Annotated in this window: 14 protein-coding genes; 8 read left to right on the top strand and 6 right to left on the bottom strand. The window is 72.9% G+C overall.

Annotated elements, in window-relative coordinates:
* Window positions 1-45 precede the first annotated feature (45 nt).
* Entirely contained in the window at window positions 46-741 is a 696-nt protein-coding gene (locus tag JKV81_RS29670; RefSeq protein WP_129260598.1) for a response regulator, read from the bottom strand.
* Between the two features lie 250 nt (window positions 742-991).
* Between JKV81_RS29670 and JKV81_RS29665 the strand changes: the two genes are divergently transcribed.
* The 3 genes from JKV81_RS29665 (at window position 992) to JKV81_RS29655 (ending at window position 4,392) form a co-directional block, all read left to right on the top strand.
* The gene (locus JKV81_RS29665) at window positions 992-2,722 is read left to right on the top strand and encodes a sensor histidine kinase (protein ID WP_202078717.1); all 1,731 of its coding nucleotides are present in this window, start codon (window positions 992-994) and stop codon (window positions 2,720-2,722) included.
* A 111-nt stretch (window positions 2,723-2,833) separates the two neighbouring features.
* Window positions 2,834-3,739 (top strand): universal stress protein, encoded by a 906-nt coding sequence (locus JKV81_RS29660; protein WP_202078715.1) that lies wholly within the window; start codon window positions 2,834-2,836, stop codon window positions 3,737-3,739.
* The gene (locus JKV81_RS29655) at window positions 3,736-4,392 is read left to right on the top strand and encodes a CBS domain-containing protein (protein WP_129260595.1); all 657 of its coding nucleotides are present in this window, start codon (window positions 3,736-3,738) and stop codon (window positions 4,390-4,392) included. Before JKV81_RS29660 ends, JKV81_RS29655 begins: the two co-directional genes overlap by 4 nt.
* Before the next feature lie 36 nt (window positions 4,393-4,428).
* Here the strand turns inward: JKV81_RS29655 and JKV81_RS29650 are convergent, their stop codons facing one another.
* Complete coding sequence (locus tag JKV81_RS29650; RefSeq protein WP_202078713.1) at window positions 4,429-4,884, bottom strand: universal stress protein; 456 nt, start codon at window positions 4,882-4,884, stop codon at window positions 4,429-4,431.
* Window positions 4,885-5,079: 195 nt separating this feature from the next.
* Between JKV81_RS29650 and JKV81_RS29645 the strand changes: the two genes are divergently transcribed.
* Complete coding sequence (locus tag JKV81_RS29645) at window positions 5,080-5,763, top strand: helix-turn-helix domain-containing protein (protein WP_202078711.1); 684 nt, start codon at window positions 5,080-5,082, stop codon at window positions 5,761-5,763.
* An 83-nt stretch (window positions 5,764-5,846) separates the two neighbouring features.
* Here JKV81_RS29645 and JKV81_RS29640 read toward each other — a convergent pair whose 3' ends face one another.
* Window positions 5,847-6,497: a TetR/AcrR family transcriptional regulator gene (locus JKV81_RS29640; RefSeq protein ID WP_129260592.1), complete on the bottom strand. Its 651-nt coding sequence runs from the start codon at window positions 6,495-6,497 to the stop codon at window positions 5,847-5,849.
* A 50-nt stretch (window positions 6,498-6,547) separates the two neighbouring features.
* On the opposite strand from JKV81_RS29640, the gene JKV81_RS29635 reads away from it, so the two are divergent.
* Window positions 6,548-7,420, top strand: a complete 873-nt coding sequence (locus JKV81_RS29635; protein WP_129260591.1) for an SDR family oxidoreductase — start codon at window positions 6,548-6,550, stop codon at window positions 7,418-7,420.
* A gap of 44 nt (window positions 7,421-7,464) precedes the next feature.
* Here the strand turns inward: JKV81_RS29635 and JKV81_RS29630 are convergent, their stop codons facing one another.
* Window positions 7,465-7,983, bottom strand: a complete 519-nt coding sequence (locus JKV81_RS29630; protein ID WP_307820625.1) for an AAA family ATPase — start codon at window positions 7,981-7,983, stop codon at window positions 7,465-7,467.
* Between the two features lie 285 nt (window positions 7,984-8,268).
* Here JKV81_RS29630 and JKV81_RS29625 point away from each other — a divergent pair, with 285 nt between their 5' ends.
* Entirely contained in the window at window positions 8,269-8,892 is a 624-nt protein-coding gene (locus tag JKV81_RS29625; RefSeq protein WP_202078710.1) for a GNAT family N-acetyltransferase, read from the top strand.
* Window positions 8,893-8,957: 65 nt separating this feature from the next.
* Here the strand turns inward: JKV81_RS29625 and JKV81_RS29620 are convergent, their stop codons facing one another.
* Together JKV81_RS29620 and JKV81_RS29615 are read right to left on the bottom strand one after the other, a co-directional pair.
* The gene (locus JKV81_RS29620; RefSeq protein ID WP_202078708.1) at window positions 8,958-9,950 is read right to left on the bottom strand and encodes an Acg family FMN-binding oxidoreductase; all 993 of its coding nucleotides are present in this window, start codon (window positions 9,948-9,950) and stop codon (window positions 8,958-8,960) included.
* Window positions 9,950-11,341, bottom strand: coding sequence for a nicotinate phosphoribosyltransferase (locus tag JKV81_RS29615; protein WP_202078706.1), 1,392 nt, complete (start codon window positions 11,339-11,341; stop codon window positions 9,950-9,952). The genes JKV81_RS29620 and JKV81_RS29615 overlap by 1 nt, the downstream gene beginning before the upstream one ends.
* Window positions 11,342-11,587: 246 nt before the next feature.
* Between JKV81_RS29615 and JKV81_RS29610 the strand changes: the two genes are divergently transcribed.
* Together JKV81_RS29610 and JKV81_RS29605 are read left to right on the top strand one after the other, a co-directional pair.
* On the top strand, window positions 11,588-12,466 hold the full coding sequence (locus tag JKV81_RS29610; protein ID WP_202078704.1) for a universal stress protein: 879 nt from the start codon (window positions 11,588-11,590) through the stop codon (window positions 12,464-12,466).
* Window positions 12,463-13,320, top strand: coding sequence for a universal stress protein (locus JKV81_RS29605; RefSeq protein ID WP_202078702.1), 858 nt, complete (start codon window positions 12,463-12,465; stop codon window positions 13,318-13,320). Before JKV81_RS29610 ends, JKV81_RS29605 begins: the two co-directional genes overlap by 4 nt.
* The last annotated feature ends 63 nt before the right edge of the window (window positions 13,321-13,383 follow it).

Here is a 13,383-nt window from a genome sequence, read left to right as displayed (position 1 = left end):
CCGGAACGTTCCCGAGGCGGCGGGGAGGCGGCGGTGGGCCCCGGATCAGCGGTCCGTCTGCTCCTGCTCCTGCGCCTGGGTCGCGATCACCGCGGCCTGCACCCTGCGCTCCACCCCCAACTTGGCCAGCACACGGGAGATGTGGTTCTTCACCGTCTTCTCGGACAGATAGAGCCGCTTGCTGATCTGCCGGTTGGTGAGGCCCTCGCCGATCAGGTCCAGGACCGCCCTCTCGCGCTCGGACAGGCCGGCCAACCGGTCGTCCTCCTCGGCGTGCGTCTGCGCCGGGGCACGCAGCGAGCGCATGAGCTGTGCCGTGGTGGCCGGGTCCAGCATGGACTGCCCGGCGGCGACCGTCCGTACCGCCGCCACGAGATCGACCCCCTTGACCTCCTTGAGCACATAGCCGGCCGCCCCCGCCATGATGGAGTCGAGGAGCGCCTCCTCCTCGTCGAACGAGGTCAGCATGAGGCAGGCGAGGCCCGGGAGACGTGAGCGCAGTTCGCGGCAGACGGTGATCCCGTCGCCGTCCGGGAGCCGGACGTCGAGCACGGCGACATCGGGGCGCAGGGCCGGCCCCCGGGCGACGGCCTGCTGCGCGGTCGCCGCCTCGCCCACCACCGTGAGATCCGGCTCCGAGTCCAGCAGGTCGCGCAGGCCGCAGCGCACCACCTCGTGGTCGTCCAGCACGAAGACCCGGGTGGGTTCCTTCCCGGAGGTAGCGGCCGCTGTGTCCGTCATCGTTGGCCCCTGTACTCGTCGCGCATCGTCGGCCCTTGTACGCGTGGCGCCGCACTCCCGGGGCACGGTGTTCCGCGCCCGGTCGCAGAGCCAGTGTCCCCCCGTGCGGCCCGTCCGGCCTCCGCAAGGGAATCCCGCAGGTCACACCCGGTGGTGCCGGTGCGCGAATCCCGGGACGGGCGGCCTGCCGCCGTCGGCCATACGGTGGTGCCGAAGGCGTTCCGCACGCCGCCCCAGGAGGTTGCTTGTCGTGAGCGAAGGCGATCCGGCCGCCGGGCTGAGCACCGATGAGCTGCTGAGCAGGCTCCAGTCCCGCGTCGACGCAGCCCGTGGCTCCCGGGACCGGATCCACAGTCTCCTGGAGGCGGTGCTGTCCGTCGGCCGCGAGCTGGAGCTCTCGCAGGTGCTGCGCCGCATCGTCGAGGAGGCCACCGTCCTCGTGGACGCCGAGTACGGGGCGCTCGGTGTGATCGGCGAGGAGAACAGGCTCTCGGAGTTCATTCCGGTGGGTGTGAGCGACGAGCAGTGGGCGGCGATAGGTGAGCTGCCCGTGGGGCACGGGCTGCTGGGCGAGCTGATCCGCCACCCGGAACCCCTCCGGCTGGCGGAGCTGTCCGAGCACCCGGAGTCGTACGGCTTTCCACCGCATCACCCGCAGATGCATTCCTTCCTGGGCGTCCCGATCCGGGTGCGGGGACAGGTCTTCGGCAACATCTACCTCACACAGAAGCGCGGTGCCGCCGAGTTCGACGCCGAGGACGAATCGGTGCTGCTGACCCTGGCCGTCGCCGCGGGCATCGCCATCGAGAACTCCCGTCTCTACGAGGAGTCCCGCCGCCGCGAACGCTGGCTGGCCGCCGGCTCCGAGGTCACCAACAGCCTGCTGTCCGGCTCCCCCCGGGCCGAGGTGATGGCCCTGATCCTGGAGCACGCCGGGGCGAACGTCCCCTCGGACCTGGCCATGATCGCGGTCCCCGTGGAGGGCGCGGGCAAGCTGCGGATCGTCCTGGCCACAGGTGAGGAGGGGGAACGGCACCACGGGGCGTTCGTGCCGGCCCGGGAGGGCTACCTCGGCGTGGCCTTCACCCACCCAGGACCGTCCCGGAGCTCCGACATCGAGAGCGACCCGCGCAGCGAGGGGGACACCGCGCGCTGGGCCGGCTTCGGGCCGGCGGTGGCGGTGCCCATCGGATCGGGGGCCGTCGTGCGCGGCGTACTGCTGCTCACCCGGAAGAAGCGGAGCCTCCCGTTCTCGGCCTCGGAGTCGGAGTCCCTGACCACGTTCGCCCACCAGGCCTCGCTGGCCATGGAACTGGCCGAACGCCGCCAGGACGCCGAGCGCACCGCTCTGCTGGAGGACCGGGACCGCATCGCGCGTGACCTGCACGACCTGGCGATCCAGCGCCTGTTCGCCACCGGCATGACACTGCAGAGCGCCCAGCGGTTCGTGACCCACCCGCAGGCCGAGCAGCGCCTCCGCAGGGCGGTGGACGACCTGGACGCGACGATCAAGATCATTCGCTCCACCATCTTCGGTCTCCGGACCCACGGGACGGCCGGCGCGGGCTCATCGGGCCTGCGCAGCCGGGTCGCGCAGGCCGTCGAGGCGGCCGCGGCCTCTCTCGGCTTCCCGCCGGCGCTGCGGGTCGAGGGGCTGGTGGAGACCCGGGTCCCGGTGCCCCTCGCCGACCACGTCGTGGCCGTCCTCGTCGAGACGCTGAGCAACGCCGCCCGGTACGCACGGGCCGACTCGGTCGACGTACATCTGCGCAGCGCGTCCGGGCGGCTCACCCTGACGGTCACCGACAACGGCGTGGGCATCCCCGGTGACGCGGTCTTCAGCGGGCTGCACAACCTCGAGGAACGCGCCCGGGAGGCGGGAGGCAGCCTGGAGATCAGCGCGCCCGCGAGGGGCGGCACCCGGGTGACCTGGTCGGCTCCCCTGGCGCCGGAGAGGAGTGCCGACCGGTCCCCGCCGTGACCTGACCGGTGCCCGTGAGGCTCTCCGGCCGGGCCCGGTCGGCCCTGTCCCGGGGGACGCCGCCGATGGGACGGTGACGACAGTGGCAAGCCGGAAAGGGCGGTGAGATCGATGTCGTCTCCACCCATGGTGGTCGGTGTGGACGGGAGCGAGTCCAGTCTCCTGGCCGCGGACTGGGCGGCCGACGAGGCTCTGCTCCACGGATCGCCCCTGCGCCTCGTGTACGCCTCGCTGTGGCAGCGCTACGAGGGCGCCGCTCCCGCGGCCGGCCTCTCGCGTCCCGACGAGCGCGTGATGGCCGAGAACATCGTCGGCTCCACCGCCGAACGCATCCGCCGGCGTGCCCCGGACCTGCGCGTCACGACCGAGGTGCTGCCGGAGGACGCGGCCGGCGCCTTGCTGCGGCAGAGCCGCGACGCCTTCGCCCTGGTCACCGGCTCCCGGGGGCGCGGCGAGATCGCCGGGCTGCTGCTGGGATCGGTGAGTCTGGCCGTCGCGGCCGGGGCTTCCTGCCCGGCTTTCGTCGTACGGGGCGACAAGGCGGGGCTGGAGGGGACGCACGGGCGGATCGTGCTCGGTGTGGGGGATGCGGACATCGACTCGCCGGCTGTGCGGTTCGCCTTCGCGGAGGCGCAGCTGAGGGGCTGCGAGCTGGACGTGGTGCGTGCCTGGCGCTGTCCCTCGTACGAGACCGTCGACCATCCGCTCCTCGCCGACGGCCCCGCACACGAGCACGAGGCTCAGGCGTCCTCCCTGCTCGACGAGGCGCTGGCAGCCGCGATCCGTGACCACCCGGCGGTCTCCGTACGACGGGTCACCGCGGAGGGACCGGCGCGGAAGGCGCTCCTCGGGCTGTCCTCCGCTGCCGACGTCCTGGTCGTCGGGGCACGGCGGCGGGGGAGCCACTTCGGCATGCAGCTCGGCAGGGTCGCGCACACGGTCCTGCACCACGCGGACTGTCCCGTGGCCGTTGTTCCGCGTGGTGGTGGGAGCGCTTCGGAGGGAGCGACGCCATGAACCGTCGATCACCTCACCGCGTGAGCGACGTGATGACGCGGACGGTCGTCGCGGTGGGCCTCGACGCCCGTTTCAAGGAGATCGTGACCGCCATCGACCAGTGGCAGGTGACCGCAGTACCCGTCCTGGAGGGGGAGGGGCGCGTCGTCGGGGTGGTCTCCGAGGCGGATCTGCTGCCCAAGGAGGAACTGCGCGAGGAGGACGCGACCATGATCGGCCAGCGGGACCGCCTGACGGACTACGCCAAGGCCGGAGCGCTGACCGCGCGGGACCTCATGTCCTCTCCCGCCGTCACCGTCCCGCTGGACGCGACGCTTCCCGAAGCCGCCCGGCTCCTGGCCCGGCACGGGATCAAGCGCCTCCCGGTAGTCGACGGGGAAGGGGTCCTCAAAGGCATCGTGAGCCGCGCCGACCTGCTCAAGGTGTTCCTGCGTACGGACGAGGAGATCGCCGCCGAAGTGCGGGAGGAAGTCGTCGACCGGCTCTTCCCAGTCTCGCGCCGGAACGTCAGCGTCGAGGTGGCCGACGGGCGCGTGACGATCACCGGGACCGTCAGGGACGCCTCACTGATCCCCGTCGCCGAACGACTGGCCGGAGCGGTGGAGGGCGTGGTGGACGCTACATGCCACCTCGACGGCCCCGGGAGTCTCTGAGAAGGGGGTCCGCCGCCCAGTGGGTGCCCGTGGAGCTCAGTGGGTGCCCGTGGAGGCGTCCCGGACGACGACCACGGGGCACCGGGCATGCTGGGCGCATCGCTGGCTCACGGAGCCCAGCATGGCCCGGGCGAAGCCGCCGCGTCCCCTGTTGCCGACGACGAGCAGATCCGCTCCCTCGGAAGCCTTCACCAGGACCTCCGACGGATCACCCTGTACCAGCAGTTCACGGACCTCGGCCGGCTTGACCTCGCCGAACACACCACGGATGCCCTCGGAGAAGCGGAGCCGGGCCCGCTCCAGATCGAAGCCCGCCTCCGTGGCAGGACCCGCCCAGCCGATCTCCGAGGGAGTGTCCCAGGCGCACACCGCCTCGACCACGGCTCCGGTGAGCTGCGCGTGCTGCGCCGCCCACCGCAGCGCCTCCTGGGAGGCGCTGGAGCCGTCCACTCCGACCACGACACGGGGGGTGACTTCGGTATCGCTGCCCATGACCGCCTCATCACTCGTCCGGGTACGTCTCCGTCCACAGTGCCCGGGCTCCCTGGGCCACGCCAGCGGAACACGGCCGTGGTGCGGTGCCGTCCATCCGTACCTAGCGTGAACTGACGGCGGATCCCCGCACGGTCATCGCGGCCCCGGGGCGGTGCCCGCTCCCGCCGTCCGACAGCAGGAAGGTGAACCGACATGGCCGACCGACCGCAGAAGGACCCGCACGAGACCCCCGCAGTGGGTGACATCGGCAGACGCGTGGCGGCGCGCCGTGAGTACCTGGGGCTGTCCCGCAGGGACCTGGCCCTCCGCACCGCTTCCGCGCCCGGGTACATCGAGTACGTGGAGACGAAGCCGGGCTCCCACGGCATGGGGTTCATGGTGCGTCTGGCCAACGCGCTCGAGACGACGGTCGACGAACTCACCGGGGGAACGGTCGATCTGCCCCCGGGCGTGGGCCGGGCCGCCCACCACCCGGAGCTGGTGGACATCGGCCGGGAGGAGTGCTGGAAGCTGGTCGGGACCCACGGTATCGGCCGGGTGGTCGTCAGCGACGGACAGGGCCCCGCGGTCTTCCCCGTCAACTACGTCTCCACCGGGGAGGCGATCGCCTACCGGACCGCACCCGGTTCCGGCCCCGCGGACGCGGCCGGGCACGAGACCGCCTTCGAGGTGGACCACATCGACGAAGCCTTCAGCCGGGGGTGGAGCGTGCTCCTCGTGGGGGAGGCACGGACCGTCACGGACCCGGACGACGTACGGAAGTTCGAGGCGGTACACGCGTCCGCCTCGCCGTGGGCCGGCGGGGAGCGGGACCTGTGGATCGCGCTGACACCCGGCAAGGTGACCGGGCGCCGCATCGTGGTCCGCGACCACTGACGCCGTACTCCGGTCCACCGTCGACACCGTTGTTCACGGGAATCGGCGGCCCACGCCCTGCGCGCCCACGGAGCGGGGCGCCGTCAGGCCGTAGGGCCTGTGTCGGCGACCATGCGGACGAGGGTGTCGATGAGTTCCTCGGCGCTGGCGTCCAGCTCGTCCGGGTCCAGATGGCCGCTGAGCTCCATGTCCGTGATGCCGTGGGCGCCGGAGAGCAGCAGCGCGCCGTAATGCCGGGTGTTCCGCTCCCCGACGAGACCGGCGACGACGGCCAGGAACTCGTCCTGGAAGCGGCCGGCCGCGCGGAGGCGGTCCGCGACCGGGTCGTCCGCCGGTCCGCACAGCTGCCGCCGGACACGGTCGAGTCCCTCACCCAGCTCCTCGGGCCGGTGTCCGTGGCGCCTGAACAGCATCTGGTACAGGTGGGGCCGGTCCCGGCCGACGCGCACGAGGGTGAGCAGGGCCCCGCGCAGCTTCTCGGACGCGCCCAGCTCCGGGTCGGCCCGCAGCGCGTGGACCTGGTCGCCGATCCGCTGCCAGCTCTCGGTCGCGACGGCGGTCAGCAGGCTGTCCTTGCCGGAGAAGTGCCGGTACGGCGCCCCCCGGCTGACGCCCGCCCGCGCACCCACCTCCCGCAGGGTGACGGCCGCGGGACCGCCGAGATCGAGGAGCTCGGCGGCCGCGTCGAGCAGGGCGCGGCGGGTGACGGCGGCGGATTCCGCACGGGTGACCATGGCCCCACCCTACAGTTGACAGTGTCATCTGTGCTGGTAGCGTCGTTTAGGTGACAACGTCATCTGAGAACCAGAAGCTCATCGTCGTGACCGGAGCCTCCACGGGCATGGGCGCCTCGGCCGCCCGGGGACTGGCCCGCCAGGGATTCCACGTCCTGGCCGGTGTGCGGCGGGACCGCGACGCCGACGCCATCCGGTCGGCCGGCATCGAGCCCGTCATCCTCGACATCACCGAGCCCGCGCACGTGACCGCTCTCGCCGCGCGGATCGCCGACGACGCGCGCCCGCTGCACGCGCTCGTCAACAACGCCGGAATCCAGGTGAACGCCCCGGTGGAGGCCCTGCCGATGGCGGAATGGCGGCAGGTGTTCGAGGTGAACCTGTTCGGTCACATCGCCGTCACCCAGGCGCTCCTGCCCGCGTTGCTGCGCAGCGGGGGGCGTGTGATCAACATCAGCTCGATCGGCGGCAGGTTCGCCATGGCGACGTACGGCGCGTACGCCGGCGCGAAGTTCGCCCTGGAGGCGGTCAGTGACTCGCTCCGGCGCGAGGTCGAGCCGCTGGGCGTCCACGTGGTCGTGGTCGAACCCGGCGGTATCCGTACCCAGATGGCCAACCGCGGCATCGAGACGGCGAACCGCCTCGCTGCCGGGATGACGCCGGAGCAGGACGCGCGCTACGGCGGCCTGGTCCGGGCGAACAACCGGCTGATGGCCTCGGGCACCTCCTCCGGGCTGACCGCCGACGCCGCCGCCCGCGTCATCACGAAGGCCGTGACCGCCCGCAGACCGCGCACCCGCTACACCGCGGGCCGGGACGCCGCCCTGATCGTGCGCCTGGGCCGGGTGCTGTCCGACCGCACGCTCGACCGCATCCTCGCCGCCAACCTGCGCCGCCACACGCCGAAGCCGGCTGCGGCGTAGCGCCGCTCGGCGCACGTCCCTCCGGGGACGCACGCGTCGGGCTGTCAGGCGAACGAGAAGCGCGCCGCGGCCTCGGCGGGGGTGACCCCTTGCCGGCGCCCGGGGACGTCGTGGACGGCGTGCGCGCCCTCGGAGTACAACTGGTCGGCTCCGCCGTGCCGGGCCATGACCTCGGCGAAGGCGCGGACCTCGGCGGTGGTCACGTCGGTGCGGCCGCGCCCCGCGTGCTGCTGGAGGAGAGCGCCGAGACCCGGGTCGAACCGCAGCATCGACACCGGGGCGTCGAAGCGCCCGGCGATGGCGAGGAGGCGGGCGCGCGAGGGCGGAGTGACGTTCGTGGACTCGGCGACGGCGGTGCGTCCGCAGGCGAGCCGGGCGACGATCCTCCGGTCGCGTTCGCCGAAGACGAGAGCGTCCGCCGCGTCGGTCTCCCCTTCCGCGGGTGAGGCGCCGAAGAGCTCCGCACGGATCTCGTCGCTGGACACCACGGCGTCCTCATCGAGCCGCCCGTGCGCGACCAGGGCGCGCACGAAGCTGGTCTTGCCGGAAGCCGGCGGTCCCACGAGAACCACGAGTCCCGCCGGCACCAGGGCCGGCCCGGGACCGGCCGAGGCGCTACGCCCGAGGCGGAGGCCGTCCTCGTCGGCAGCGCGGGCACGGACAGAACCCCGGCCCAGGCGCGACGGGACGGGATCGCCGTCGGTCGGCTTCAGTTCACACATACGGCGACTCTCCGCGCCTCACCGCCGGCCCCGCAATCGAATATGTCGTACGTACGGAGTCCCCGCAGCCGGTAGGTTCTCGCCCCAGCAGGACCGGCGGGACGGTACGGAAGCGAGGCTGCCGCGGTGCTCACCCTGACGGATATCGCCGAGGACCCCCTCCGCCTGACGCGCCGTCTGACCGTGTACGACGGTTCGGCTGTCGTCGTCCGCCCCCTGACACACGCCGACGCCGGGCACCTGGCCCGGTTCCTCGAGGCCCTGTCCCGCGCGTCGAGGCGGTTCAGTACGTTCGACGGGTACGACCTGGCGACCGCACGGGAGCTGTGCGACGCGATCGCGCGTCACGACAAACTCAGGCTGGTCATCGAGGACGTACCGTCCGGCAGGATCGTCGGGCTCATCGAGTTCAGCCTCGATCTCACTCCGGCGGACATCGCGCGCTACCGGGAAGCGGGCATCCACCTCAGCGGGGCGACCGACTGCCGGTTCGGCCCCACGCTGGCCGACGACCACCAGGACCGGGGCCTGGGAACGCTCGTGCTCCCGTCGGTCATGGAGACCGCACGGCTGCTCGGCAGGACGAGGATCATCCTGTGGGGCGGCGTCCGCGCCGACAACCCGCGCGCCATCCGCTACTACGAGAAGAACGGCTTCCAGCGGGTCGGCCGTTTCACCGAGGCGGACGGCACCCTGTCGCTCGACATGATGCTGGACCTGCACACAGTGCCGGACCCGGCGCGGCCCTGACACGCCACCCCATCCGGGAGAAGGCGGGCGCCGGCCACGGCACCCCGCCGCAGAGCCGGCGCCGGCTACGGTGCCGCCCGGTCGACCTCCAGCACCTCGCTCACCGCTCGGCGCGGCGTCGGCTGGATCGCCGGCCCGTAGCCCAGCCGGAGCAGCATCTGGGGGAACGCCGAGGTCGTCGGCGAGTGAGGGTCCCGCAGGAGCCAGCGCAGGTCGGGCCGTTCGAGCGCCTGGGAATTGAGGGAGGTGGACAGCCCGTCCAGCGTCGCCCGCAGCAGCACCCGTTCCAGGGCCTGGCCGGCGAGCAGCCAGTCCTGCGGCCGGTCCTGAGGTGTTCCGACCACCGCGAGGCAGGGGGACCGCTCGAAGTCCGCCGACCTGCGGTGGGGGACCGGGCGTCCCATGGCGAAGTCCCGCACCGGCGCCCGGCCGGCATGCGGCCGCGGGCCGAAGGACTCCGCCGGGATCCCGGCGGAGCCGTCAGCCCCGGGACCCGTCCACCGGGCGATCTCGTCGCGGATGCCGGCCGACAGCGACTCGTCCTGCTCGGCGTCCCTGGCCACCTCGACCACCGCGTCGACCTGCCACTCCCCGAGCACGGACAGGCCCGCGCCCTCGGCCCGCGCCGCACCCATGAGGCCGGCGAGCAGCTCCTCGGGGACCGGCTCGTCGGTGAACGGCTCACGGCTGCTGTGCCGGAGGCCGATCGCCGGACGGAGACCGGAGACCGGGTCGCTCCCCTCGCCCTCGGCGAACGACGCGGTGGCGACCAGCGTGGGATCGGCCGGGTCGGGCAGCAGCCGCACATCGGCCGGCCATCCGGCGTGCGCGGCCGCCACCCGGAGATTGAACAGTGCGGCGCCGCAGCCGATGTGCATGCCACGGCCGGAAGGGTCCGTACGGGGCATGGACCGTGCCGTATCCATGCGCAGCTGGAGAACGCCCACCGCCGGCACGTAACGGAACTTCCACGGCTGGGCGTTGTGCATCGACGGCGCCATGGTGGCGGCGTCGACCCACGCGGTCACCGACGCGACATCAGCGATTCGAGCAGGCATCAGGGCTCCTCCCTCGGCCGGTCGTCCGGAGGGCCGGCATCCGGGCCGGCCCGATCCTCCCGCCGTTCCTCGACGCCCTTCTCCAGACGGCGACGCACGTGGGAGGTGAGTGCCGAGAGGCGGGCGGAGACGGCGGCGACAGGGGGCTCCGGGTCCTGGATCCGGAGCGCGTGCCCCGGGACGGCGGCCAGGTCGCCGGTGAACCGGTCGTGCGCGGCGGCGAGCGTGTCCGGCGGGCCGGTGCGGCGGCCTCCGGACATCACCCTGCGCAGCAACGGCTCCCGGCCCCCGGGCACGTCCTCGTCGGCCAGGGTGATCACATCGTCCAGGCCCTCCCCGCGCAGGACCTGTTTGCGTCCGGGCGCGGTCACCTTGGCCGCGGAGAGCTTCATGACCGGCCGCCCGTCGTACTCCACCAGCTTGTACGCGGAGTCCAGATACGGGGCGTCGGACGAGGTGCCCACCTTGGTCCCGACGGCGTACACATCGATGGGGGCCCCGGAGCGCACCAGACGGTCGACGCCGTATTCGTCGAGACCACCGCTGGCGATGATCGCGACATCCGGCAGCCCCGCCGCGTCCAGGATCGCGCGGGAGCGACGGGCGAGCCCCGCCAGGTCACCGCTGTCGAGCCGGATCGCGGAGCCGGGCCCACGGCGCAGGGTGTTCAGCACACGGGCCGCGGTCACCACGCCGTCCGCCGTGTCGTAGGTGTCGACCAGGAAGGTGACCGGCCCGGCACGGCTGCGGGCGTACGCCGTGAACGCGGCTTCCTCGTCGCCGAACGCCTCGATGTACGAGTGCGCCATCGTGCCGGACGCACGCAACCCGAACTTCAGCGAGGCGGCGACGTTGCTGGTGCCGTCGAACCCCACCATCGCGCCGACCCGGGCCGTCTGCATCCCCGCCTCCGGCCCGTGCCCCCGGCGCAGGGAGAAGTCGACGACGGGACGGCCGGCCGCGGCCAGCACGCACCGGGCCGCCTTGGAGGCCACGGTCGTCTGGTGGCTCACCTGACCCAGCAGCCAGGTCTCCACGAGCTGCGCCTGCGGCAGAGGCGCCGTGACCTCGAGCAGCGGCTCACCGGGCAGGACCATCCGCCCTTCCGGCACCGCCCTGACCTCACCGTCGAAGCCGAGACCGACGAGCGGGCCGACCTCGCGCGGTGGACACCCGAGAGCCGCGGCGAAGTCCCGGGCGTCGTCCGAGGTGACGCGGAAGTCGGTCAGGAAGTCGAGAACCGGCTCCAGCCCCGCGCTCACCAGGAACCCGCGCCCGGGAGGCAGATCGCGTACGAAGAGGCTGAACGTGGCGTCCCGCGTCATGCCTTCCCGCAGGTACGAGAGGGCCATCGACGCTTCGTAGAGATCCGTGACCGTGGCGTGCGACATCGGGCGCTCACCGCTTCTTCCCGCGTGACGGGGCCGCCGTTCCGGAACCGGGGGCCTCCGCGTGCACGACCAGCGTTTCCCGCGGCGCGACCGGCGAGAAGGGCCGAGTGGGGCACCTTCGGTAATCCGTGCCACAGGGGTCTTCCGGGACCTTCGGCCCCTGGACGTGACCGCCGTGGCCCTGCCACTCGCGCGCCCGTGCGGGGACCCTCGGAGACGAGCGAGCCCATGCGATGAGGAGCGGATATGAGCACCGAGGGACAGATCGTCGTAGGGATCGACGGTTCGGACCACGCCAGGTCCGCCGTGTCGTGGGCCGCGGCCCAGGCCGACGCGGCCCGGCAGCAACTGTGCGTCCTGTACGCGGCCGACCTCGACCGGATCTCCCGTTTCGCCTCCTTCGAGACGGTGGAGAGCGTCAAGAACAAGGGGCACGAGCTGCTCGACGAGACGGCGGCAGAGGTGCAGGAGCGCTACCCCTCCCTCGACATCACCCGGAGCCTCAGCCGCAAGGAACCGGTCTCCGCCCTGCACGACGCCGCGGGCCGTCGGGGCCGCATCGTCGTGGGGAGCCGGGGACGCGGCGGTTTCGGCGCGCTCCTGCTCGGCTCCGTCGGTCTCGGGGTGGCGACGGGAGCAGCCGTTCCCGTCGTGGTGGTGCGTGGCGAGTCCCCCTGGTCGGGGACCGGACGTGTCACGGCGGCGGTCCGGGGCGCCACGGACGGCGACTGGCTGGAGGCCGCAGCGCGTGAGGCGCGGCTCCGGGAGGCGAGCCTGAACCTCCTGGGAGTCAGGAGCATCCTGGCGCGCGCGGCCGGCACCGGGCGGCTGTCCGACGCGGAGAAGGGCGCCGACCGCCGGAGCGAACAGCAGATCGAGGACCTCGCGCAGAGCCTCCGGGAGGCGTTCCCCGGGACGACCGTCTCCTGCGCCGTCGAGACAGGCAGATCCGCGGCAGCCGTACTCGTCGAGGCGAGCCGCCGCTGCGACCTCGTCGTCGTGGGCGGGCGCCGTGAACAGGACCATGTGAGCGCCACGCCGGGCCGCGTCGCCCACGCCCTGCTGCACCATTCCCACTGCCCCGTCCAGATCGTTCCCCGGGGCGTGACCGAGGAGGTAGCGTGACGGCCTTCGACGCCGACCAGCAGATCGTGGTCGGCATAGACCCACTGGATCCCTCGGTGCCCACGCTGGCCTGGGCGGCGGACGAGGCCGAACGCAGAAACGTCCCGCTGCGGCTGGTTCTGGCGGTCCCGCCGGGCCACGACACCCAGCACGTCGACGCGACACCGCAACGCCTCTCCCTGCAGGCGCAGGGCCGGGAGGCGCTGGCCGCCGCGAGCGAGACGGTCTTCCGCCTCACCCCCGGGGCGCACGTGGTGACCGAACTCGTGGACGGGTTGCCGGCGGTGGAGCTCTGCCGGCGTACGACCGGCCCCACCCGCCTGATCGTGGTCGGCTCGCGCAGGCTCGGCCGCGCGGCCGAGATCCTCAGCATCCGGTCGGTGGCGGCGCCCCTCAGCGCACAGGCACACTGCCCCGTCGTCGTCGTGCGCTCACCGGAACACACGGCGCAGGAGCCCGCACAGCTGGTCGTGGGCGTGGACGGCAGCGACTCCTCCCGCGAGGCCGTACGTTTCGCGTTCGAGGAGGCGGAGCTGCGGCACGCCTCCGTACACGCGGTGTGGGTGTGGCCCCGCCCCCTCATCGAGCTGGCGGGGGAGAGCGGACGGGAGACGCGCACACGTCTCCTCGCGGAGACCGTCGCCGAGCACTCCGTACGCCACCCGGGCGTGAACGTCACACAGGAGGTGCGCCGGGGCCATCCCGTGGAGGAACTCGCCCGGGTCTCCTCGGCCGCGCTCGCCGTCGTCGTGGGGAGGCGCGGCTACGGGGGCTACACCGGGATGCGGCTCGGCTCGGTGGTCCACGGACTCCTGCACCGGGCGGAGTGCCCGGTGATCACCGTTCCCCGCTGACCGCCGCCAGCTCCCCGCCGACCTTCCCGGCCGGCCTTCCCGCTGACCGCCGGCACGGGTCAT

The sequence above is a fragment of the Streptomyces silvae genome (assembly GCF_016745505.1).
Taxonomy (GTDB): Bacteria; Actinomycetota; Actinomycetes; order Streptomycetales; family Streptomycetaceae; genus Streptomyces; species Streptomyces silvae.
The sequence above is the reverse complement of the archived record's forward strand: the minus strand, read 5'-3'. Positions and strand labels throughout refer to the sequence as shown.

Bases quoted from the DNA above. Each gene is read 5' to 3' on its own strand.
- JKV81_RS29640 (WP_129260592.1), bottom strand. From the start codon at position 6,497: ATGGTCACCCGTGCGGAATCCGCCGCCGTCACCCGCCGCGCCCTGCTC.
- JKV81_RS29620 (WP_202078708.1), bottom strand. From the start codon at position 9,950: ATGCCTGCTCGAATCGCTGATGTCGCGTCGGTGACCGCGTGGGTCGAC.
- JKV81_RS29655 (WP_129260595.1), top strand. From the start codon at position 3,736: ATGAACCGTCGATCACCTCACCGCGTGAGCGACGTGATGACGCGGACG.
- JKV81_RS29610 (WP_202078704.1), top strand. From the start codon at position 11,588: ATGAGCACCGAGGGACAGATCGTCGTAGGGATCGACGGTTCGGACCAC.
- JKV81_RS29645 (WP_202078711.1), top strand. From the start codon at position 5,080: ATGGCCGACCGACCGCAGAAGGACCCGCACGAGACCCCCGCAGTGGGT.
- JKV81_RS29670 (WP_129260598.1), bottom strand. From the start codon at position 741: ATGACGGACACAGCGGCCGCTACCTCCGGGAAGGAACCCACCCGGGTC.
- JKV81_RS29660 (WP_202078715.1), top strand. From the start codon at position 2,834: ATGTCGTCTCCACCCATGGTGGTCGGTGTGGACGGGAGCGAGTCCAGT.
- JKV81_RS29650 (WP_202078713.1), bottom strand. From the start codon at position 4,884: ATGGGCAGCGATACCGAAGTCACCCCCCGTGTCGTGGTCGGAGTGGAC.
- JKV81_RS29615 (WP_202078706.1), bottom strand. From the start codon at position 11,341: ATGTCGCACGCCACGGTCACGGATCTCTACGAAGCGTCGATGGCCCTC.